The organism is Quyinboa mangrovi (assembly GCF_042219825.1).
Classification (GTDB): Bacteria; Bacteroidota; Bacteroidia; order Bacteroidales; family UBA5342; genus JBHJHP01.
On record NZ_JBHJHQ010000006.1, the window covers coordinates 60,138 to 85,998 of the forward strand.

General features: G+C 39.9%; 13 protein-coding genes. 12 read left to right on the top strand and 1 reads right to left on the bottom strand.

The window, feature by feature from the left end; all coding sequences use genetic code 11:
* Position 1: 1 nt before the first annotated feature.
* Positions 2-1,963 carry a family 43 glycosylhydrolase gene (locus ACE1ET_RS13525; protein ID WP_375728949.1) on the bottom strand — a complete coding sequence of 654 codons (1,962 nt, stop codon included), beginning with the start codon at positions 1,961-1,963 and terminating at the stop codon, positions 2-4.
* A 449-nt stretch (positions 1,964-2,412) separates the two neighbouring features.
* On the opposite strand from ACE1ET_RS13525, the gene ACE1ET_RS13530 reads away from it, so the two are divergent.
* From ACE1ET_RS13530 to ACE1ET_RS13585, 12 genes are all read left to right on the top strand, one after another.
* Positions 2,413-3,012: an RNA polymerase sigma-70 factor gene (locus ACE1ET_RS13530; protein WP_375728950.1), complete on the top strand. Its 600-nt coding sequence runs from the start codon at positions 2,413-2,415 to the stop codon at positions 3,010-3,012.
* A gap of 83 nt (positions 3,013-3,095) precedes the next feature.
* Complete coding sequence (locus tag ACE1ET_RS13535; RefSeq protein WP_375728951.1) at positions 3,096-4,190, top strand: FecR family protein; 1,095 nt, start codon at positions 3,096-3,098, stop codon at positions 4,188-4,190.
* A gap of 163 nt (positions 4,191-4,353) precedes the next feature.
* Positions 4,354-7,716 (top strand): TonB-dependent receptor, encoded by a 3,363-nt coding sequence (locus tag ACE1ET_RS13540; RefSeq protein ID WP_375728952.1) that lies wholly within the window; start codon positions 4,354-4,356, stop codon positions 7,714-7,716.
* Positions 7,717-7,732: 16 nt separating this feature from the next.
* Positions 7,733-9,616, top strand: coding sequence for a RagB/SusD family nutrient uptake outer membrane protein (locus ACE1ET_RS13545; RefSeq protein WP_375728953.1), 1,884 nt, complete (start codon positions 7,733-7,735; stop codon positions 9,614-9,616).
* A 10-nt stretch (positions 9,617-9,626) separates the two neighbouring features.
* Positions 9,627-10,328, top strand: coding sequence for a DUF3823 domain-containing protein (locus tag ACE1ET_RS13550; RefSeq protein ID WP_375728954.1), 702 nt, complete (start codon positions 9,627-9,629; stop codon positions 10,326-10,328).
* A 57-nt stretch (positions 10,329-10,385) separates the two neighbouring features.
* Complete coding sequence (locus ACE1ET_RS13555; RefSeq protein WP_375728955.1) at positions 10,386-11,480, top strand: glycoside hydrolase family 43 protein; 1,095 nt, start codon at positions 10,386-10,388, stop codon at positions 11,478-11,480.
* Between the two features lie 168 nt (positions 11,481-11,648).
* Complete coding sequence (locus ACE1ET_RS13560; protein WP_375728956.1) at positions 11,649-14,153, top strand: sulfatase-like hydrolase/transferase; 2,505 nt, start codon at positions 11,649-11,651, stop codon at positions 14,151-14,153.
* Positions 14,154-14,580: 427 nt separating this feature from the next.
* On the top strand, positions 14,581-15,762 hold the full coding sequence (locus ACE1ET_RS13565; RefSeq protein ID WP_375728957.1) for a glycoside hydrolase family 76 protein: 1,182 nt from the start codon (positions 14,581-14,583) through the stop codon (positions 15,760-15,762).
* A 1-nt stretch (position 15,763) separates the two neighbouring features.
* Positions 15,764-19,156 carry a PA14 domain-containing protein gene (locus tag ACE1ET_RS13570; RefSeq protein ID WP_375728958.1) on the top strand — a complete coding sequence of 1,131 codons (3,393 nt, stop codon included), beginning with the start codon at positions 15,764-15,766 and terminating at the stop codon, positions 19,154-19,156.
* Positions 19,157-19,182: 26 nt separating this feature from the next.
* On the top strand, positions 19,183-20,616 hold the full coding sequence (locus tag ACE1ET_RS13575; protein WP_375728959.1) for a glycoside hydrolase family 125 protein: 1,434 nt from the start codon (positions 19,183-19,185) through the stop codon (positions 20,614-20,616).
* 63 nt (positions 20,617-20,679) lie between these two features.
* Positions 20,680-22,302 carry an arylsulfatase gene (locus ACE1ET_RS13580; protein WP_375728960.1) on the top strand — a complete coding sequence of 541 codons (1,623 nt, stop codon included), beginning with the start codon at positions 20,680-20,682 and terminating at the stop codon, positions 22,300-22,302.
* Positions 22,303-22,330: 28 nt separating this feature from the next.
* Positions 22,331-25,558: an alpha-mannosidase gene (locus tag ACE1ET_RS13585; protein WP_375728961.1), complete on the top strand. Its 3,228-nt coding sequence runs from the start codon at positions 22,331-22,333 to the stop codon at positions 25,556-25,558.
* Positions 25,559-25,861: the final 303 nt, after the last annotated feature.

A 25,861-nucleotide genomic window follows, 5' to 3' on the forward strand; every position in this document is an offset into this window, starting at 1 on the left:
ATCATTTTATAAAGAATTTTGTCGTCATGCTTTGATCATCATTCGTAACTTTTAGTAAATATATTCCCCGGCTTGTTGAAGGAGGCAAATTGATCTGAATTTTATCATAAACACACCCCTTGTTTTGATAAACAGTCTTGCCTGCAAGATCGAGAATGGTAATGTTTTTTGCTGTTCGGTCTGGAAAGCTTAAATGGAAAGATCCGTTAGAAGGATTTGGGAATACATTAAAAACAGCGTATGTACTGATTTTGTCTGAAGCAGAAGTCCCCAGCTCACTGTAAAGCTGACTTTGCGGTACGAGTCGTTTGGGATTTGAAGCGCTTGACCAGTAGAGATTAATATTTGCATCTCCTGTGGCGGAGAAAAAATCTACTTCAATTGGCACTTTTTCTCCAGCTGTTAGTTTTACAGTATTGGAATATTCAAATCCCCAGTCTTCCAGCCATTTATTCACGAGTGTAGTATTGCCTATTTTTAACCTTCGGCCATTATCTGAAGTAATGTAAAATGTGTATGTTTCGCTGAAAAGCGGTTGTACATAACCGCGCCATCTTACTGAGAAATTATCGTTTGGAACACCATTCCCCGGAGAACCGGCTCCCCAGTCAAAATTTATTTCCGGATCAATGCGTTTAAATACGTAACTGTTAAAGTCCGTTCCGGAGTAATAATATGCTTTTAGACCATCTCCGTTTCCCCACTGCATATCTGGGTCACGTACGCTAAAACTCTGTAAAGTCTCCGGGGCAGCATTTAGAGTATCGTTACCCAACTGGTACGCGGCAATTACTACTTTTCCGGGTTTCCCGGTAAGTGATACGGTATTCCCACTTACGCTTGCAGGACCGTCCTTAATAAGATAAAAAACAGGTAATTCTGAACTGCTTTCCGCATGTATTGTAAAATCTTCGTCCGTTACGTTTTTTGTATTTATCGCGGCAAAAGTTATGGTCTGATGCTTCCTGTTATCGGATGAAGGAATTGGAATTCTGGTATCGACAGATAAGGGTTCTCCAAATACCGGATTATCATTTTCATCCCAGGTGAATTGCTGAAGATGGGGTTTGCGTCCATCCCAGCCATTATCAGGAACTGTTTTGGCATGAAACAAAATCCAGTCTTCCCTGCCATCGGGTGATTTTGTGAACGAACAATGCCCTGTGGAATAAATCCGGTTTTTATCTGATTTCTGAAATAAAGGTGTTGGTGATTTTATCCAGGATGCTGCATCAAGCAGGTTGCCTGTATCATTTGAAAACATCCCTAAAGAATACCACTGAGTCCAGCTGGCACTGGCAGAATAGATAATAATTACCTTGTCTCCCCGATATAAAATTGCAGGTCCTTCATTACAATACTGATCATGTGTTTCCCAGTCATAAAAAGGATCACGCGAAATCCGTATTGTTGGTGACCCTAGTTGTATGGGAGACAGCATGGGGGCAATTGATATGTGGTAAGTCGTTCCGTTTTCATGACGCATCCAGACAAAATACAATTCACCATCCTTTTGTATGACCGTGCCATCAATACCGTGTGCCAGATAACCTTTAAAGACAAAAGGATCCTGTGGATTCTGAGTTGTTCCCTCCAGCACAATAATCTGGTGTTCACATGTATTCGTTTCTTCCGAACATGGTTTTCCGCAGGTATAGATATACCATTTGCCATTAATATAATGTAGCTCAGGAGCCCAAATGGTGTGGGCAACCTCTGGTGTATTAGCTGCATTCCATACTTCGAATCCTTTAGCTTTTCCGATTTCCTGTAATTGATTAGATTTTCTGATGGTGACGCCATTGCCATAAGTTGCGCAATAATAATAATTTCCATCTTTTTGGATAACATAAGGATCCGGATTATCAAATGTAGAAATAGGGTTGGTGAAGTAACCCTGTGCCAACATTGAAAAACTGTAAAAAATTAAAACCACAACTATTGATAATATGCCTTGCTTCATATACTTCTCTTTTGAGCCTCTTGTTTCACTTTTATGAAATCTTTGCGTTGTTATGATTATACAATCTTATTTTGATAATTGCTCACTTATTATCCAATTTAAAATTGTAAAAAAGAGACCATAAATCAGAAGATAATGGAATTAATTAATGAGTATACAAATAATTTAAGGTGTATTATTCCCTGAACCAGGTTCAAAAAATACAGCGTATTATTAAATGGGTTTATAAAAAACATGATAATTGATGTCCTTAGCAGGCATGATTAATCTTCGATTTGTTAAAAGACGCAAATGATATAGTGTCAGAAAGTATAAATAAAGTTTAAAATTCAGTATAGTACCAATCGAAGGATATTTACTATCAAAAAGTTGATAACAACATGATAAATAACCATTGCTGTTTTTTATTTTTTTGTATTTTTGAGCCTTCATCTAACAATTTTTAACGTTTGACAACTAAGGGGACTGGAAATATTGAGCAGGAGTTAATACGCAGATTAAAAAGAGGGGATGAATATGCTTACAGGCAGATCTATGATGCATTTTCTGAAAATTTATTCCATTTCGCTTTTTCTTATCTTAAAAATACGTTTGAATCAGAAGAAATTGTTCAGGATGTATTTATGAGGATTTGGGAAATGCGGGAAGAAATTGATGAAGAGAAATCATTCAAGAGTTTTCTTTATCGTATGACAGTTAATAAGGTATTGAACCATATTAAGCATCAGGTTGTAAAACAAAAATATGAATGTTATCTGCAAAATGTAAACCAGTCATTTAATGATAATCCTGAAGCAGACCTTCATTTTAAGGAACTTAATACTAAAATTAAGACATTATTAGTTAAGTTGCCGGGGCAGCAACAAAATATATTTAAAATGAGTAGGGTTGACGGGAATTCAAATTCTCAAATTGCTGAAGAGCTTGGACTCTCTATCAGAACCGTGGAGAATCAGATTTATCGTGCAACAAAATTTTTAAAGGAAAACCTTAAAGATGAGTATCTTATAGTTGGATTATTGATACTTCTGTTGGGAGGAGTAATGTAAATAAAAGTGAATGTTTGTTAATAATATGTTTAATAGCAGAAACAAGTGAGTAGAGCCTGAGCATATATTGTATTAACAGTGAAATGAAGAATAAAAAGGACAATATTAGATTTAAGGAATTGCTGGACAAATTAAATTCCGGGGACACTTTATTGGAGGAGCTTTATGAGCTTGAAACAATAATTGAAGGAAAGGACACATCTGATGAACTTAGTAGTCAGATGCTTGATGAGCTTGAAAATGAGAAGTATAAAAGAACTGAAGCATTTGATAAGGATAAACTCTTTAACAGGATATCAGATGAACTCAGTTTTGCTAGCAGCAGGATTGAAAAAAGAAATGAAGACAAAAAAGTAATCTGGCCTAAATTTATGGCCTTCTCCAGAATTGCTGCGGTTGTTTTTGTATCTTTCATTCTGGGTGGATTAACCTATTATTTCATAAATAACCAAAGGGTATTCCAGGCAGGAAATAGTAATTGTACTGAGGTTGCAGCTCCTATGGGATCCATTTCAGAAATTATTCTACCTGATGGATCTCACGTGTGGCTTAATGCAGGAAGTAATCTAAGGTATTCAGGAACTTTTAACGAAAAGAACAGGAATGTTATTCTGGAAGGTGAGGGATATTTTCAGGTTGCCAAAAACAAAAAGTTGCCATTTATTGTAAATGCCGATGGATTTCTTGTTGAAGCGGTTGGGACCCAGTTCAATGTAAAGGCTTATGAGGATGAAGATGCCATTGAAACTATTTTGGTTGAGGGGAAGGTCAAGCTTGATCATAAAAGTGAAAAATTTGCTGAGGATGTGTATTTGAATCCGAATTATAAGGCGATTTTTTACAAAAATCCTGAAATGAATGCAAATGGAAAGACATCACGGCTGGTAATAAGCCAAAATGTAGATCCGCTTCCATTAATATCATGGAAAGATAATAAGTTGGTTTTTAAAGGTGAACCATTCAGGGAATTGGTATTAAAACTTGGAAGAAAATACGATTATACTTTTAGGTTTGAATCGGACGATATCAAAGATCTTAGGTTTTCAGGATCGTTTGCAGATGAGAGTTTGCTTCAGGTTATGGATGCAATAAAACTATCCTGTCCAATAACGTATGCAATACAGGGGAAAGAGGTAGTAATAAGGAAAGATATATCAAGGCTGAAAAAATTCAATTAGTAATAAGGGGCATCACATAATTCCCTGAATGATGCATCCTGAACGTTATCTCATATAGCTGAAAGTAATAATTAAAAGGGACAGTTTTTGATAATTTAAGGGAGTGTGAAAAAAATCTAGTGCGATCGTTTTTTCTTCCGGGAAAAATTAAAAATGTTTTGTAGTGAAGAGTGCTGCTATTATTTTTCTGGCGTTTTTACTTCAGTTAAACCTTTCTGTTTATGCGCAGAATTATAGGTTTAGTGGCAATTACAAAGGAAAGACGATGCAGGAACTTTTCACAATGATTGAAAGCCAGAGTCAGTATCGCTTTTTTTATAATGATGATCTTATAGATACACGTCAGAAAGTCGACATCCAGTTCGATAACCTGGGTATTGAAGAAATACTGAATAAAATTCTGAAAGATAAAAATATACGATTCGAGATCCTTGAAAACAATCTTATTGTACTCATTGCCAATCGTCCGGGACAGGCTCAGATTATTCAAGGGAATGTAACTGATATGGAAGGTAAGCCTTTACCGGGAGTTACTATTCTTGCAAAAGTTTCAAAAACGGGTACCATTTCAGATATGAAGGGAAACTTTTCTATCAAAATTAGGGCGACAGATTCTATCCTTATCTTTTCTTTTATTGGTATGGAAACCAAAGAGATGTCGGTATATGCCAATGATTTTGAACATGTTACCATGGTGGAATCAGCCTATGGAATCGATGAAATAATTGCTGTAGGATATGGTTTCAAACGAAAAGAAACGTTAACAGGAGCCATTTCAGCTATTACAGCTACCGAAATGGAACAGGTTCATGCATCAACAGTAAGTTCCACATTAGCAGGAAAAATTGGCGGTGTAACTTATCGTATGTCAGATGGAAGACCGGGTTCCAGTGCAAATATACAGATAAGAAATATGGGGGAGCCTCTGTATATAATCGATGGAATACAGAAGGATATCGGACATTTTAATAACCTGTCGCCGAATGATATCGAAAGCATTTCAATTTTAAAAGACGCTTCTGCCTCTATATATGGGGTAAGAGGAGCAAACGGAGTAGTAGTGGTGACGACAAAACGCGGACAAAAAGGTGCACAAAATGTCGTCAATGTAGATGCTTATACAGGCTGGCAAAACTGGTCAAGATTTCCGGAAACAGTTGGAGCATATGAATGGATGCTGGGGAAAGCAGATGCGGAGATGAATCTAAACGGAACAACAGAGATAACTCCGGAAGAACTTCAGAAATGGAAGGAAGGGACTGAATCGGGATACCAAAGTTTTGACTGGTATAATTTCATCATCCGCCAGAATTCTCCGCAAACATCCTTTAATGTGAATACCTCCGGAGGTTCAGAACGTATTGCTTATTATCTGTCACTTACCCAACTCGATCAAAGGTCCGTCTTAGGAGATGAATTCAGGTTCTCCCGGACCAACGTTCAGTCCAATCTTGATGCACAGATCACAGACCGCTTAGTGATCAGCGCTCAGATGAACGGCAGGATTGAAACACGTGACTATCCTGGTTTGCCGGGAACGGATGATTACTGGGCACCGCGTTTCGCACTGTTCAGAAACCGTCCGACAGAACGACCGTATGCTAACGATAATCCGGATTACATCAACGATATAGGGCATATGGATACCAATTGGGCTTTGTTGAATAAGGAGTTATCCGGATACTGGCGTGAAGACTGGCGCGTGCTGCAGATGAATTACACCGCGGATTACGAAACCCCTGTAAAAGGACTATCACTGAAAGGAACGATGTCTTATTATTTTGCCGACAGGTTAATGAATGGACATGAATATACTTATGATGCCTATACTTATTATCCAGATAATCCTGAAGGCTATCAATATGTCGTAACATTTTCAAATCTTAATCCATGGAGAGAAAGAGGGACAAGAAAAGTTCTTGAGTGGGTTATACAAACACAGGCAACATATAACAGGAAGTTTGGTGATCATCATGTGGAAGGAATATTTGTGAATGAAAGAATTGAAAGACGTGATATATCAACATGGCTGCACGCTGTTCCCAAAACAAATGCATTACCTTTGGTTCAGTTTGAGGACATGGATACATACGATGATGGTGAAAGTGTACAGGCCAGAATCGGTTACATCGGACGGTTTAACTACAGCTATAAGAATAAATATTTTGTTGAATTATCTGGTCGTAGGGATGCTTCCTGGATTTTTGCCAAAGCTAAACGCTGGGCCTTTTTCCCTTCTGTTTCAGGAGCATGGCGTATTACGGATGAAAAATTCATAAAAAAATTATTGGGAGACAAATCGTTAAATCTAAAACTAAGAGGTTCATACGGAGAACTGGGAGATGATAATGTTGGAATCGATCCCTACGCGTCGTACTCCGGATATAATTATGCCACGTCTACAAATATAATTGATGGCGAAGTAATTACAGGAGCAAGGGATCGGGGAACAGATGTCAATACTGAAAAGGTTTCATGGTATACGAGTCAGATGACCGATTTTGGTGCCGATTATACCCTTAAGGATGGTAGGATTAGTGGATCTTTGGATTATTTTTACCGTAGAAGGGAAGGAATTCTTGCCAATAAGGAAGATGAGATAGTTCCTGAGGAGCTGGGTTATGATCTGCCACTTCAAAACCTTAACAGTGATGCTATAACAGGTGCAGAAACTTCAATCAGTTACAATGGAAAAATCAGAAGCTTCAAATATACCGTTGGTGGAAATATTTCGGTAGCCAGAGAGATGTTCCTGCATTCATATAATCCTAAATGGGGGAATTCATGGGATCACTACCGCAATTCACAGGAAGACCGATGGACTGGAACATTCTGGGGCTATGAAGCTATTGGACAGTTTGAGTCGTTTGATCAGATCAATAGTTGGCCTGTAGATAACGATGGTGAGGGAAACAGCACAATGTTGCCAGGCGATCTGATTTATAAAGATGTAAATGAAGATGGTCTGATTAATGCTTATGATGAACGTCCGATTGGTTATCCGGGTAACAGAAATCCCATTTTTAACTTTGGGGTAAATTTCTCATGTCAGTACAAAGGATTTGATTTCAGAGCAGATTTTTCAGGTGCAACCGGTTATGCTTTTAACCAGAATTATGAGATGCGATGGCCTTATCAGAATACCGGAAACCTCCTGAAACAGTTTTATGAGGACCGCTGGCACCGTGAAGATCCATATGATTTGAACAGTGAATGGATTCCTGGTACATATCCGGCGTTACGCTATAATACAGGTTGGCACAGCAATTACAATAAGAACTCCACTTTCTGGCTTACAAATGTTCACTATCTGCGTTCCAGGACCATTGAACTTGGATATTCCCTTCCGCGTAAAATTATACGCAGAGCCGGATTGAAAAGGGTGAGAATATTTGTAAATACTTATAACCTCTTTTCTTTTGATAATCTGAAGGAGCTCGGTGTTGAGCCGGAAGTTATGGATGCAAACGGATTACAATATCCTCAGAACAGGCTCATCAATGTAGGAGTAAATGTGACATTTTAAATCGTGAAACAAATAGTTGAAAACGGTAATTTACATATCAGTTTTATTTTTGACGGCTTTAATCCTGAGTTCGTGTAATGATGAAAGCTTTCTTGAAAGAGAGCCAACGGATATTCTGAGTTACGAAGAGGTGTGGAAAGATAAGACCTTGGTTTTATCTGTCTTATCCGACTTGTATGACCGAATTCCGGAATATCAGACTATAGAATATTGGGCAGGATATGTGGATTTTGATGAGGCCTTCGGTTCTTCATACAGTGATTACTGGCGGCATAAGAACAATGAATATGGGTATGATTACTGGTCTTACTGGGATTATGGTCTGGTACGTGAAATTAATTTGTTTTTGCAGAATGCAAAATCTGATATAGCTTCACAGCTAAGACCTGAGGATCGGCAACGGTTTATTGCTGAGGGCAGGTTTATAAGGGCAACGATTTATTTTGAACTCGTAAAGCGAATGGGAGGAGTGCCACTAATCCTGGAACCTCTTAGCTATGATTTGAGTGGTGATCCGTCATCCATCCAGTTTCCACGGACAAAAGAATCAGAGATATACGATTTTGTGCTGAACGAACTTGACACGATTAAAAGCGATCTTCCGGATGATATTGAAATTAAAGGAAGGGCAACCCAGGGACTTATTTTAGCCATGCAATCCAGAGTAGCTCTTTACGCGGCATCCATAGCTAAATACGGAGTGGAAACGCCTGATGTGTCATTGCCTGGAGGTGAGGTAGGAATTCCTGCAGAAATGGCTCATGGTTATTATCAGAAAGCATTGGGTGCAGCAGAGAAACTGCTGAATGAAGGCCCCTATTACTTGTATGAACGTAAGGAAGATTTGTCCGATAACTTTGCCAGCCTTTTCCTTGATAAGGTGAAAAATCCTGAAGTCATTTTTGTAAAGGATTATCAGCTTCAGACGAGCAAAGTGGAAGGATTTACCGTATCAAATCAACCCTGGTCGGTAACAGAAGATCTTGAAGGAGGCCGGCTTAATCCATCGCTTAATCTCGTGCAGTCATTCGAGAAACTTGATAATACGTTTGAAACATTTCAAACTAAGGATAGTGATGGGAATTACATCTTTTATGACAGACCTGAGGATATTTTTGCTGACCGGGATGCCCGGCTAAAAGGAACGGTAATGGTTCCCGGATCAACGTACAAGGGTAAAGACCTTGATATCTGGGCAGGTTACCTGCTACCTAACGGGAAGATCATAACAGGAGATATTTACGGAGCCAGAAAAATTTTACCGGGTAAGAGTTCAGCTGAACAGGTTGTTGGATTCGATGGTCCTATCGACGGACTTGAGTTTACAGCACAAACAGGGTTTTATGTTCGCAAATACATGGACAAAACCATTGGATCAGGGCAACGAGGTGTTAAAAGTGATGTCTGGTGGGTAAGGTACCGTTTGGGGGAAGTTTATTTGAACGCTGCAGAAGCGGCATTTGAACTTGGTGATCCGGATAAGGCAGCTCAATACCTTAATCGGTTAAGGCAACGTGCAGGATTTACAATTCCGCTGACAGTATCTGACGTAACATTTGACAGGATTGTGCATGAACGTAAAGTGGAACTGGCATTTGAAGGACACACCCTTTGGGATATGAAACGATGGCGACTGGCACATAAAGTCTGGAATGGTGAAGCTGTTTCACTGACTGATAACCCGGGGAAAGCAGATGAAGTAAGTACGCGGGTGTATGGTCTTTGGCCTTATCGCTATTATAATCCGGGTGATCTCAATGACGGGAAATATATTTACAGGCAGGTATTGCCTGGTCAGGTTACAGGACGGGACAGATTCCGTTTAGGAAATTATTATTCACTGATAAATGATGACATAATAAGTAGTAATCCCAAACTGGTACGCAACCCGAATCAGTAAATTGATAGTTATGAAGGTGCTTAATATAATATTGACAATGATAATTCTGCTCACATGCTTCGCATCATGTAGCTATGATAATTATAAAGAGCCCGAATCGTTTTTGAAAGGTCAAATTGTTTACCAGGGTGATCCGATTGGTGTAAGCGTTACAGATGTCTCTTTTGAATTATGGGAGCCTGGCTGGCAAAAACGTACCCCTATTGATGTAGCAGTGGATCAGGACGGATCATTTTCAGCAAAACTGTTTAACGCGGAATATAAGTTGATAATCCCATCATTTCAGGGCCCGTTCAAAATGTTAATAAATGAAGAAACCGGATCAGATACGATTATTGTAAATCTGAATGGCAATAAGGATCTGGATATTGAGGTTTTACCGTACTATATGATCAGGAATACAGAATTTTCTGTAGAAGATAACATCATTACCGCCACATTTAAAGCAGAACAAATTATTTCGGGAAGTGATGCCAGATCTATAGACCGGGTTTACCTGTACATAAATAAAACCATGTTTGTGGATTACAGGTGGAATATCTCTTCGGCTCAAATTGGTGGACGATATGTGACCAATCCGGATTCTGTGCTGATGAAGGTTAAGGTGCCAGATATGGTACCTGTTCAAACCTATGTCTTTGCCCGTGTTGGCCTGAAGATTATGGGTGTGGAAGATATGATCTTTTCTGATATTCAGAAGGTAAATCTGTAATGAGATGTCTTTGGACCCGAAATTAATCTGATTAAATACTTGACAGAATTATTTGCAATGCGTTTGAAAATATACATTTCCGTTATCCTTTTTATAAGTCTGATTAGTGCATGCAAACCAGGTAGCTCATCATTTCAGTCTAAAAATCCTGTTCCTGTTGAGTTTGGTGATCCTTATATTTTGAAAGCTTCTGATGGCACGTATTATATGATTGGTACCGGAGGGGTTAAGGATGGGTTTAAAATGTATTCCTCCGTTGATCTGAGTACATGGAAAGATGAAGGACGCATTTATCAGGGGCATACAGATTCATCGTGGTGTGTGGCTAATTTCTGGGCTCCGGAACTGTATGAAAGAGACGGTAAATTTTATTTGATTTTTAGTGCCGACTGGCGCGAAAATCCAACCAATGAACTGGAAAATTTCAGAATTGGTGTTGCTGTTGCAGATAAACCTACAGGCCCTTATAAGGATCTGAATAACAGGCCTGTTTTTGATCCTGGTTATCCGGTAATCGATGGGAATCTCTTATTTGAGAACGGGAAAACGTATCTGTATTATTCCAGATGTTGTTATAAACATCCTGTAGAAAGTGAGGTGGCTGACTGGGCACGTGCAAAGGGGCTGTTTAATGAAATAGAGGAAAGTTGGGTTTACGGAGTAGAACTAAAACCGGATTTTTCTGGCATTATTGGTGATCCGGAATTATTGTTAAGACCTCCGGTAAAAATGAATGATAAGCAGGCCAAATGGGAAAGCCGATCGGTCACTTCAGGAGAGGTGAACCGGAGATGGACTGAAGGATCTTACATCTTTAAGTATGATACTACATTTTACATGATGTACTCTGCGAATTACTTCGGTGGTGCCAACTATGCTGTTGGCTATGCTACATCAGAATCTCCATTGGGACCATTTATTAAAGCTGATAATAATCCCGTATTACAAAAGAACAGCGAAACTGGTGGTGTGGTTACCGGAACCGGTCATAACTCCATAACCGTGTCACCTGATGGTAAACAAATGTTGTGTGTGTATCATGGACGCACAGTAAAAACAGGTGAAAACAGGGTTGTCTTTATCGATCCTATGGAAATAAAAGAGGATGGCATTCTGGTTGTATACGGTCCTACTACTTCTTTTAAGGATTGATACGAAATCCATTCACAATTACATAAAATTCCACATTTTTCATGAGTATATAGTTTTCTCAAACTGTAATATATCAGGATTGAGGATGTTATGACATTTTCTGATTTTCCAGTTAACTGAAGAAAATTCAAATAAATGCTAACCGGCATTGAAAAAAATTTTAATACAATGAAAAAAACACTCGCATTAATGGGATTGGCTGGTTCTCTTGCTGTACAGGCTCAGACGCAGAAACCCAACATAATGATTATCATGGCTGATGATATGGGGTACTCTGATCTGGGATGTTATGGAGGTGAAATACAAACGCCCAACATTGATTCACTGGCAGCAAGCGGTATCAGGTTCACTCAAATGTATAATTGTGCCCGCTGTTGTCCAACACGAGGTTCACTGTTAACAGGCCAGTATCCTCAGAATATTGGGATTACAGGAATGGGTGTAAATCTGGATATGAATGCAGCCACTATTGCTGAGGTGCTAAGAGATAATGGTTATCATACCGGGATGACAGGTAAGTGGCATTTATCAGAAACCAAAGCATTGAGCAGTTCTTCAGAGCATTTAAAATGGCTGGCTCATCAGGTGGACTACAGCCCGTTTGCCCCTGTTGAGACCTATCCGTCTAACCGTGGTTTTGAGGAACATTATGGCGTGATTTGGGGCGTAGTTGATTATTATGATCCATTTAGTCTGGTTCATAATACTGATCCAATTGATACGGTCCCGGATGACTTTTACATGACAGATTTTGTAACAGAAAAAACGCTTGATCTGCTCGATGAATTCAGTCAGGATGATAAGCCATTCTTTATGTATGTGGCACATACTGCACCACACTGGCCACTGCATGCACTGCCCGAAGATATTGCGAAATACAAGGATACCTATAAAGATGGCTGGGATGTGATGCGACAAAACAGGTATAACCGGATGATTGAACTTGGTATCATTGATGGGGATAACTGTACCCTTCCGGCAAATTCATCCGGAAGAGACTGGGCAACTGCAGATCAGACCTATGAGTCCAATTGTATGTCGGTTCATGCTGCAATGGTTGATCATGTGGATCAAAGTGTTGGGACGATTATACAAAAGCTGAAAGATATGGGAGAATATGATAATACCATCATCTTTGTGCTTTCAGACAATGGGGCATCATACGAGCGGGGATATCCGCCCGGATTTGACAGACCCGGATTTACACGCGATGGGACAACTATAGAATACAATTCACAAAATCCAGGTCCTGAAACAACATGGAATTATATCGGCCAGGCCTGGGCAAGTGCTTCCAATACCCCTTTTAGGTACTGGAAGATGGAATCCTATGCAGGTGGTACAGCAACACCATTTATTGTACACTGGCCTGATGGCATGGAAGGGAAAGAGAATACCTTTAACCGTGGGGTAGGACACGTGATTGATGTGATGCCTACCTGCCTGGAGCTTGCGGGAGCTACATATCCTGATGAAATTAACGGATTAAAAACCAATGAACTTGACGGTAAAAGTTTAATACCTCTCCTTAGTGGTGAAACAGAAAGTATACACGATACATTGTATTGGGAACATCAAGGGGGAAAAGCTGTACGCATCGGTGACTGGAAACTGGTATCATTACCGAACAGTTCCTGGGAGTTATTTAACCTGGCAACAGATGCCTCAGAAAATCACGACTTATCAGCTGAATATCCGGGAAAAGTTTTTGAAATGTCAGAAGTCTGGGATGCATGGGCTGTAAAGGTTGGATTGAAACAACCAGTAGTGGAGGTGCCAACAGAATTAATTTTCCATTATGGATTTGATGGTAATCTGGATGATTCTTCTCCTAACAAGTATGTTCTGACCAGCCACAGTGGCCAGAACTTCGCCGCGGGGAAACATGGTGAAGCCCTTGAACTGAATGGGATTAATCAATACCTTGATCTCAATCAGACTAATCTTGTTAATCCTGCTACAACACAGTTTACTGCATGTGCATGGGTATACAATGTGTCACCAACGGTTCCTGCGAGCGGATCATTTTACGAAGAGGTGATTCTGGCACATAAAGACGGACCAACAGATGCAGCCGGTCGTATTTACATGTATTACAGAATGGATCCGGATGGCGGCATGTTTAATAATTTTTTGGGTGCCAATCTGAATTTTTCTTCTAAGGGATCTTTTGTCAGGGGTGAGTGGATCCACGTGGCAGTTGTGTGTGATCCGCAAAGCCAGACCGTGAAATATTACATCAATGGTGAAAAAAATACCATTTGCTATACGCCGGCATTTGAATCATGCACCGGAGGGTACAGAATAGGTGCCCATAAAACCGGTGATAAAAATTTCTGGAATGGTAAGATTGATGAGTTATACCTTTTTAAAGGTATGTTAGATCAGGCAGAAATACAGGATGTAATGAATGATAATTGGAACCATGCAGATGCTGTAAATGAGTTACAGCCGGAATTGTTTCGGATAAACCCGAATCCGGTACATGGCTTTCTGAATGTTGAAGGTGTGATATGTATTAAGATGGAACTGCTGGATATTTCAGGAAAGGTTATTAAAAAAGTATTCGAAACAAATGAGATGCGCACAGATGATTTGGTTTCCGGGCAGTATATTGTTAAAATCACAACCCAGGAGGGGTTGACAGGGAACAGAAAAATACTGATACAGTAAAAGGCTTTACTGAATGTGAATTGTAATTGTTTCATATAGTTAGTTAATCAAAATCATCAGTTCCTGCAGGGGCTGATGATTTTTTTTGCACGACAACGGCTGGAAATTTTACCAATAAAACACTGAGTTATATGAGTAAATATGAGATCTTAAATGTATTTAATTATGAATTGATGACCTTTTGATAAAGAACTTTAGCGATTTAAATCCCAATAAAACTTTATCGCGTTATAACTCATCGTTCAAACCGGAGTTCCTTATGACTCCGTGGTTAATTCTAACCGGTAAATTTGAAATAACAGTGGATTATAATTAATATGGTACTATGGTGTTAGAGCAATACTGGTCTGTTATTGTCAGAAATGATTGACAGATTGGTATTGTTTTTTTACCGTCATTATTAAGAGATCCTTTATATTGTTTTGCTATGAAGTTGTTACAGTTAATGATAGTATTTATAATACCTCTTATTTTCTGCTCATGCAGCCAGAAAAGTGGAAAAGGTAATATTAATAAAGCAGATATAATACTTTCTCAGATATACGGGTTTTATGATGCTGGTCACGACAACCTTTTTAACGAAAATTACCCATATAAACAAGATGATAAGGTTACTTATTTGTCCGAAGATGACACATTGAAAGGTAAACGGGTTGCTTTTCTTTGGCCATCATCTGGTGTTTTTTCAGCTGTGAATACGCTTTTTCTGCAAACACAGGATGAAAAATATTATGAATTAATAAGAACTAAAATTCTGCCTGGACTTCATAGTTATTTTGACACTACAAGAATGCCCTTCTGTTACCAGTCTTACATTACCGAAGTCGGGAAAAGTGACCGTTATTATGACGATAATGTGTGGTTGGCTATTGATTTCTGTGACTTGTACAAGGCAACAAACAATCAGGAATACTTAAAGCAGGCTGAACTTTTGTGGGAGTTTATATGGAGCGGATGGGACGATAAGCTTGATGGCGGAATTTACTGGTGCGAACAAAAAAAACATTCCAAGAACACATGTTCTAATGCACCATCAGCGGTGTTAGCTTTAAAACTTTACAAGGTCACTGGTAATAAAAGTTACTTTGATAGAGGCAAAGAGATATACCACTGGACAAAGACACACCTACAGGATACAACGGATTTTTTGTATTTTGATAATATAAATCTGAAAGGCAGGGTTGACCAAAGAAAATATACGTACAACAGTGGTCAGATGATCCAGTCATCCGCTTTACTTTATAACATAACCGGAGAGGTAAAATATCTGCATGAAGCACAACAGGTTGCCGCTTCAGTAATATCCTTCTTTACGAAACCATTTATTACACCCGAAGGTAAAAAGATCAGGATCTTTACAAATACAGGAAACTGGTTTAACGCAGTTCTTTTCAGGGGATATACGGAGTTATTTAACATTGATCATAATCCGGATTATATTCTGGTGTTTAAAGATAATCTTGATTATTTGTGGACGCATAAAAAGGATGGTAATGGCTTGTTTGGAAGGGACTGGACAGGTGAAAAATCGGAAGAATATAAATGGTTACTCGATCAGGCCAGTATGGTGGAAATGTATGCAAGACTGGCATCAACAGAAATACAATAAAATGGTTAAAAAAATACTTTTATTCATATTCTCATTATTTGCTTTGGTCGTTAACGTGCGGGATATTTCTGCAATTACCGGAAGTCCCTACAAAACAACGGCAGTTCCTGATACGCTATATCTGACTTCTGAGAACATGACTGAATCTGAGCGGTTTGCCATTCAAACCCTGCAGGGCAACCTGGCCAAAGAAAAGCCGATGATTCTCAGGGATATTCAGGGACATAAAGAGATTGTGCAGCAATATGATATTGTTATTGATGATACTTACTATACGAATTTTACCGGCCTCCTGACCAAATTCGCAAACCGGATTGACGGGTACATTTTATGCAATTCCAAAGATGTTTCTTCTAATGTAGCTGTTTCGCTGGCCGGAATTCTTAACGGCGTTGCTATCCCAACGGATATTGAATATAAAGCCAAAGCAGCCGGCCTTGCCATGCTGGTTGATGCAAGAGGACACGATGAACGGTGGGCTCTTGTTAATTACAAGGATATGTTCAGTAAAACGATAGCCACTTATCAGGCTCCGGATAATCGCTGGACTTATGTCGGAGATTATTCGGTCTACAATAATGCACTGCAGTTCTGGCATGAAGATGTACACAGTAGTTTGTGCAATTATGTATATAGTTCTATGGATAGTGGAGCTACCTTTATGGGTTGGGGACCTGATGAATATAAGACTATTAAGGCTTTATCAGAAACATCGCATGTGATGCATCCCTCTGATTTTGCTGCAAACCTTTCTACACTGTCGAATATTCCTTGCCAACTTACGAAACAAAAGGATCAGGTAAAACCTTTCAAATCAGTCGAAAATGTGCATACGGTCTGTTTTGTAATGAGTGACGGAGATAATGTTCAATGGTTGCTTGGGTCACATAACAGTACAACAACATGGCGGAATCCGAATCAGGCCAGGTTAAGTCTTGGGTGGACTATTTCTCCGGCATTGGCAGAACTGGCACCAATCGTGTACAACAAATATGTTGAAAACATGCAGTCCACGGAGCAAGGGCGAAATCTGTTGATTTCAGGTCCATCAGGAAGAGGCTACTTTTTCCCGGGGCTCTATCCTGATATTGAGAACGAAGTAAAACTGACAAATGCGTTTATGAAAAAAGCCGATCTGGGAGTTGTGAATATCATTGATGAATTTTACACGCCTGAGTTGCTGCCGCTTTATTTGGAACAACCTCATATTGATGCCATGTTTTACTACCTGCATTCCAATTATTCGGGATTACATGGCAGTATTTCCTGGTATAAAGATAAACCCTGCATTGGAGGTCGTTATACCCTGCATGGTGAAGGTTGGAATGACAGGGACAGGGATCCGCTGGCAATGGCCGAAGAACTGAATAAGCTGTCCAAAGATATTCATTCAGAAGATGGCTATAGCCTGATTCCTGTTCATATATGGACTATGAACGTAGACGGGGTGCTGGAAGTGATTAAAAACCTTGGCCCAAATGTTCGTGTAGTTGATCCGGAAGAATTTGTCTGGCTCATGAAGAAAAATATCAAAGGCTTACCTATGGGCAATGGAAATGGGTTAGAAGGGGAATATTTTTCAGGAACCGGATTTTCAGACCTAAGGTTGACCCGGACAGATTCAAAAATTGATTTTAACTGGCATGAAAAATCACCAGTAGAGGGGGACGATAACGACACATTTTCAGTCCGTTGGAGTGGCAAGGTTCAATCTCTTTATTCCGAAGAATATACGTTTTATGTGAATGCTGCCGGGGGTGTAAAACTTACCGTAAATAATCAGGTGTTGTTTGATTCACTGGACGTAGTTGTTGATTCGGTTCAAACCGGTAAAATTATGATGGAAGCAGGATTGAAGTATGATATCGTTCTGGAATATTCATCAACAACCGATGGTGCAAATTGTGATTTGGAATGGGAAAGCGATTCGCATGTGCGGCAGGTAATTCCGCGATGTCAATTGTATTCGGCAGTAAAGGCAATGGTGGGTGAAACTGTTTCAGCATTTACACGGTGTGACATGAATGGCTTTTCTGCAGCTTTGGATTTGGGGCATTATACGGTTAGTGATCTTAATGCCATTGGCATAGAAGAAGATTCCATAAAAGTGGTTGAAATGACAGAAGGATTTAAGGTGATCTTGTATGAGGATGATAATTTTGAGGGTGATTCACGTGTATTTTCAACAATGAATAACTGTTTGGATACTATGTTAATGAGTGATGGAACAACTCCATGGAGTAATCAGGTAAGTTCATTGAAAGTATGTGCCGATGGTGTACCTGATTTGGAAGGCATTTATTACCTTCAAAATGCACACAGCAGATTGTATATGGACGTAGTAGGTGGCGTAGGGGGAAAGGGCGATGGTGTTAATATTCAGCAATACAGCCTGACCAAAAAGGCCAATCAGATGTTTTGGTTTAAACATCTGCAAAATGGATTATACAATATCATTCCGATGCATAGCCTGAAATCTCTGGATGTTGAGAATTTCAGCATTGAAAATGATGCCAATATACAGCAGATTTCGGATTATAATTCTCCAAATCAGCAGTTTATTGTAGTTGTGACTGAAATCGGGAATTATAAATTTATTGCGCGACACAGTGGTAAAATAGTTGATATTAAAGGGAGTAGCCGCAGTTCGGAAGCTAATGTGGTTCAGTATGAAAACGGTGCACAGGAAAGCGGTCAATGGAAGATGATTCCGGCGGATGTTCAATTCGGTACCGGTGATGGCTTGAAAGGTGATTATTACAATGGGAAAAATTTTGAAAGTTATCAGTTGACAAGGGTTGATCCTATGGTGAATTTTAACTGGGTGAATATCTCTCCCGATAGCAAAATCAATGCAGATAATTTTTCGGTGCGATGGACAGGTAAAATTCAGCCGGTATTATCGGGCGTGCATACGTTTTATATCAACAGTGATAACGGACGCAGACTCTGGGTCAACAATCGCCTGATCATCGATAAATGGATCAATGATTATGACGTGGAATATTCCGGAGCGATTGGATTAATCGGCGGCGTAAAATATGATATTAAACTTGAGTATTTTGAAGAATCCGGTGGCGCCAACTGCAAACTGGAATGGTCGAGTGACCAGATAAGGACCATTGTTCCACAAAGTCAGTTATACGCGGATATATCTACGTCAACGGCTACCCAGTTAAATAAGGTTACAGTATATCCTGTTCCTGCGAAAAACAAAATATTCATAGACGGTATTCCCCATGATGCAACACTTACGGTTTACAATACAATGGGTGTTTTGATAAAAGAAGTAACTGGGTATAGCATCGATGTAAATTGTCTTACCAAAGGCATTTATATATTAAATGTTTCACTGAATGATAGACAAATAATTACTAAGTTTATAAAAGAATAACAGGAAAAGTAAGATAAAACACAGATATGACAAGCAGACGAAATTTTATAAGAACCGGAGGTGTAGCAGTGGCTGGCCTTACGTTAGCAGGTTCAGGAGATGTATTAGCATCAACTTTAAAGAGTGGATATATCTCCAACAGACCATCAAAAGCAAAACGCCACTTTACATCTAAAGCCGTAGAAGAGACGATTCGTAATACAAAGGTTAAAATTAAGGATCCGAAACTGGCGTGGATGTTTGAAAACTGTTTCCCGAACACTCTGGATACTACGGTGGAATATAGCATGAAAAATGGTCGACCCGATACCTTTGTAATCACGGGTGATATCCATGCCATGTGGTTACGTGATTCTTCTGCACAGGTTTGGCCTTATCTTCCTTTGTCTAAACAGGATAGTGATCTTAGAAAATTACTGGCCGGAGTGATCCACCGGCAAACGCAGTGCGTTTTGCTCGATCCGTATGCCAATGCATTTAACAAGGATACCAGCGTGGAAGGAGAATGGATGACAGATAAAACGGACATGAAAGCCGGTTTACATGAACGGAAGTGGGAAATTGATTCACTATGTTATACGGTTCGTCTGGCATATAATTACTGGCAGACTACGGGTGATACGACTGTTTTTGATGCGGACTGGCAAAAGGCAGCTGAAACCATAGTAAATACCTTTAAAGTACAACAGCGTAAAGATGGTTTGGGGCCTTACCGTTTTGAGAGAGAAACAACAAGGCAGCTGGATACATTGTCGAACGGTGGTTGGGGAAGACCGTTGAATCCTGTTGGACTGATCAATTCGTCCTTTCGTCCTTCTGACGACGCTTCAACATATGGTTTTTTAATCCCTTCAAATTTATTTGCTGTTACATCATTACTTCAGCTGGCAGAGATCAGTAGAGAAGTGACCGGCGGACGCAGCTTCGCAAAAAAATGTATAGATCTGGCCGATGAGGTCAATGAGGCCATTCACAAATATGCAGTGGTGGAGCATCCGAAATACGGACAGGTTTATGCCTTTGAAGTAGATGGGTTCGGTAACCACACATTCATGGATGATGCCAATGTGCCGAGTCTTCTGGCCTTACCATATCTGGATTGTGTTAAACGAAACGATCCGGTTTATGAAAATACGCGCAGACTGGTCTGGAGCAAGGACAATCCTTATTTCTTTAAAGGGAAAGCTGGTGAAGGAATTGGTGGACCACATGTAGGCTATAACATGGTATGGCCCATGAGTATTATAATGCGGGCAATGACCAGTACCGACGATAAGGAAATAGAAACATGTGTTAAAATTCTTCGGGATACTGATGCAGGTACAGGTTTCATGCATGAAACATTTCACAAGGATGATCCTGAAAATTTTTCACGATCCTGGTTTGCCTGGGCCAATACCTTGTTTGGCGAATTGGTTCTCAAGCTTGTGAATGAAGGGAAGGTGCATTTATTGGCTTAGGGCAGCCCTTGTAAGAATCATCGGTTTAATAATAAAATCAATATCATTCTAAAACAGTAAAAGATGATAAAAAAACTAACCATTTTGTTCTTAACAAATGTTCTCCTTTTCAGCTGTTCATCACGAAAGGAAAAGAAAACAAAATCAGAAAGACCCAACATCGTGCTGATTATGGCTGATGATATGGGATATTCAGATCTGGGATGCTATGGTGGGGAGATACAAACTCCTAATATAGACGGACTGGCAAGGGATGGCATTCGTTTTACACAAATGCATAACAGTGCCCGGTGTTGCCCTACACGGGCTTCTTTATTAACCGGTTTACATCCGCAACAGGCTGGCATAAATGGAATGGGCGTAAACCTGAATATGAATGCTGCAACCATTGCAGAGGTGTTGAAGGAAAACGGTTACCATACAGGAATGACAGGAAAATGGCATCTGTCCACAACAAAGGCATTGGACGATAATGTTGAACAGTTACGCTGGATGGCACACATGACGGATCATGGTCCTTTTTCTCCCATTGAAAATTATCCGTGTAACCGTGGTTTTGAAGAGCATTGGGGAGTAATATGGGGCGTTGTTAATTATTTTGATCCCTTCAGTCTGGTGCACAACGAAAAACCCATAAAGGAAGTGCCGGATGATTTTTATATGACGGATTTTATTACAGAAAAAACACTGGATCTTATAGATGAGTTTAGCAGTGATGATAAGCCATTTTTCTTATATGTGGCACACAATGCACCACATTGGCCTCTACATGCATTACCTGAGGATATCGAAAAATATAAGGATGCGTACAATGATGGCTGGGAAGTCTTGCGGAAAAACAGGTATAAAAGAATGGTAGAGATGGGATTGATCGACAGTGCTACCTACCATTTGCCAGCCAATTCTTCCGGAAGGTCATGGGATCAATGTGACAGAAAAGCATATGAATCGGCTTGTATGTCTGTGCATGCTGCGATGGTTGATCATGTGGATCAGAGCGTGGGCGAGATTATTCAAAAGTTAAAAGATGAAGGGGAGTATGAGAATACAATCATTCTGGTATTATCAGATAACGGAGCGTCATACGAGAGGGGATATCCACCAGGATTTGATCGTCCCGGTTTCACCCGTGATTCAACTATTATAGAATATAATTCGGATCATCCCGGTCCGGAAACGACCTGGAATTATATAGGAAATGCCTGGGCAAGTGCATCGAACACACCGTTCCGGTACTGGAAAAAGGAATCGTATGAAGGAGGCAGTGCCACACCGTTCATTGTGCATTGGCCGGCAGGTTTAAAGGATAAGCAGAATACCATTAACAGGGGCTTTGCACACGTAGTTGATGTATTACCTACCTGCCTGGAACTGGCAGATGCATCTTATCCCGATTCTATCAATGGGCAGAAGACCATGGATCTTGTTGGTGCCAGTCTGATGCCGCTACTTTATGGGAATACAGAAACCCTGCATGATACCATGTACTGGGAACATGAAGGCGGACGGGCAATCAGGACAGGGGATTGGAAAATGGCATCCTTGCCGGGCCAACAATGGGAATTGTTCAATATTAGTTTGGATCACACAGAAACAAACAATCTGGCTTTAGAATTTCCCGAACGCGTTAAAGAACTGAATGCAGCCTGGGGAAAATGGGCAGATGGACTAGGTATCCGCCATTGAATATATATAACCAATAACACGAATAAAAATGAAAAACACCGGATTATTAATTTTACTGATACTGATGCCGCTGGTATTAAATGCGCAACCCTTCAGCAGCAGAGAGGACTATGATATTTCAAAAGATAAGGTGCTGTATACCATTGGATACTCGCATTTGGATACGGAGTGGAACTGGGATTATGTAACCACCATCGATGAGTGCATTAAAAACATTATGACAGAAAACTTTTATCTGTTTGAACACTATCCTGATTATGTCTACAATTTCACCGGTTCCCGCAGGTACCACATGATGAAGGAATACTATCCTGATTTATATGAGAAAGTGAAGGACTATATTCACCAGGGGAGATGGTATGTCTCCGGTTCATCCGTGGATGAAGGTGAAGTAAATATCTCATCGTCAGAGTCTCTGATCCGTCAGGTCCTTTATGGCAACGATTATTTCAGAAAGGAATTTGGTGTGGAAAGTTCAGATTATATGCTTCCGGATTGTTTTGGGTTTTTAGCGAATCTGCCAACGATATGGAATCACTGTGGGTTGCTCGGTTTTTCCACACAAAAGCTGACCTGGCACTCTGCAGCAGGCATACCGTTTAATGTTGGCGTTTGGAAAGGGCCTGATGATAAAGGTTTGGTTTGTGCCCTGAATGCGACAAGTTATACCAGTGGAATTGAAAACCGACTTGATTTGAATGATAACTGGAATGACCGTTTAAATGATGATATTAAAAAGCACGGTATTTCTTTCGATTACCGCTATTACGGTGTAGGAGATATGGGTGGGGCACCTCGTTTGACTGATGTGGAACGAGCCGTAAAAAGTTTGAAGAACAATGACAGTAAGTTTAAAGTTGTGTTGACATCATCGGATCAGATGTATAAAGATATCACGCCTGAAATTAGAGCAAAACTTCCGGAGTATAAGGGAGATCTTTTGTTGATTGAACACAGTGCCGGTTCGTTAACATCGCAGGCTTTTATGAAACGGATGAACCGGAAAAATGAACTGCTGGCAAAATCAGCGGAGCAGCTTGCGGTAATGGCAGACTGGAAAGGAGGAGTTCCATATCCATCAGATAAGCTAAACAGGTCATGGGAGTTGGTTTTGGGAAGTCAGTTTCATGATATTCTACCGGGAACCAGTATTCCAAAGGCGTATGAGTATGCATGGAATGACGAATTTATTGCGGCTAACGGATTTGCCGAAGTCCTGAAAAGTTCTGTCAGTTCGCTGTCCGGACAGTTGAATACAAAAGTAAAAGGGAGACCTTTGGTTGTATATAATCCGGTTGAACGGGACAGAGAGGATGTGGTATCGGCAGAGTTAACTTATGAACAGTTGCCGGCAGCAATTCAGGCATATAATCCTGATGGCAAGCCTGTTCCCACCCAGATCATTGCTACAGAAGGCAAGGCAATAACGTTTATCTTTCTTGCGAAAGTTCCATCATCGGGAATGGCCGTTTATGATGTAAGGAGCGTAAAGAAGGCGATATCCTTTAATTCACAACTGGCTGTGACAGATAAAACCATCGAAAATAAATATTACAGGGTTGTGTTTGCGTCTAACGGAGATATGACAAGTATCTACGATAAAACTGCACAAAAAGAATTACTGTCTGAACCGGCAAAGCTTGAATTTCAGACTGAATCGCCGGAACAATGGCCGGCCTGGAATATGGACTGGGAAGACCGTAAAAATCCGCCGGTTGATTTCATGGATAATAATTGCTCTATCCGCATCGCGGGGAATGGTGAGGTTAGAGTAGCACTTGAAATTACCAGGAAAGGAAGAAATTCTGAAATTACACAGATGGTTAGTCTGGCTGCGGGTGAAGCCGGTAAACGCATTGAAGTATCTAACACGCTGGACTGGCAATCCAAAGGTGTAAGTTTAAAGGCAGCTTTTCCACTTATCGTAAGCAATGAAAAGGCAACCTATAATCTTGGGGTTGGAACGTTGCAGAGGGGTAATAATAACAGTGTGAAATTTGAGGTGCCTGCAAAACAGTGGTTTGATTTGACCGATATTTCAGGTGATTATGGGGTAACCATTCTGGAAGATTGCAAATACGGCTCTGATAAACCGGCTGATAATAAATTAAGGCTCACTCTACTGTACACACCTGAGAATAAAAACTGGTATCCGGTTCAGCAAACACAGGATTGGGGAATTCACCAGTTTCGGTATGGCATATATGGTCATGCAGGCAGTTGGCAGAATGAATCTCAATGGCAGGGGAAATTTTTCAATCAGCCATTAATGGCATTTGAAGCTCCAAAACATAGCGGTAAAGCAGGAAAAACTGCGTCTTTCCTATCCTTAAGTACGCCGCAGATCGGTGTTATGGCGTTTAAAAAGATGGAGAACAGCGATTACTATTTGGTGAGAGTTACTGAATTAAACGGAAATGATCTTGACAAAGCTTCATTGAGTTTTGCCGGGAATATTCAGGATGCTTATGAAGTAAGCGGACAGGAAAAAAGAATTGGCGATGTGAAATTCGAAAGCAATCAGCTTAATTTTGGTATGACCCATTATACCATACGGAGTTTTGCAGTTAAACTGAAAGATCCTGAAATTAGATCTGATGATGCCAGTCAGATATTTGTGGATATTCCCTACAATCAGGATGTGATGAGTTGGGACTATTATCGGAATGATGGTGACTTTCAGTACAGAATAAATATGCCGGCAGAGCTTATCCCTGATACATTGGTGAGTGATGGCATCTTATTTAAAATGGGAAGCAAGGAAAATGAAGCTGATAATGTAGTAAACTGTCGGGGACAGCAAATTACCTTGCCTGAGGGAGATTTCAACCGAATTTACATCCTTGCTGCAGCAGACGAAGAAACCAATGGTGAATTTGTTACAGATGATGTAAACCACAGGATTTCAGTCCAGCGCTGGACCGGTAATATCGGACAGTTTTATAACAGGAATTTTGCGAATGATGGACAAACGGTAACATCTATTGCAACACCTTTTGCAAAAGATGACAATATCGCCTGGTTTGCCTCACATACGCATCAATGCTATCCTTCGAAAAACAGGACATATCAGTATGCCTATATGTATAAATATGAAATAGTTGTTCCTAAAGGAGCCAAAACTTTCAAATTCCCGGATAACAGCAGAATAAAAGTGCTTGCTGTTACCGCAGCAAAATTGAAAGGAGACAATATAACTCCTGTACAACCATTATATGACAATTTTAAAAATTCAGAACAAGTAGTGTTGAGATAGAAGTCGTTAATTTTTTGCAGAGCCTGGACTATAATCGTTCAGGCTCTTTTTTTTTATCGCCCTGTGTAAATAGTGTACAATTTAAAAAGTCATTAAAAGTGTTTTAAATACGCTTATTAAAAGCGAAATAAATTGCTGAAAAATGTAAATAGTATCGTGAGTAAACCTATTTGATAAATTGTAATATTATCTGAAAAGTTCCTTGAAGAACACAGCAATATCGTTTATAAAAAGATATTCAAAAGATTGAAGTTTTTCATAAATCACGATAAAACTAATACTGAAGGATTAAATTTTTTTTGA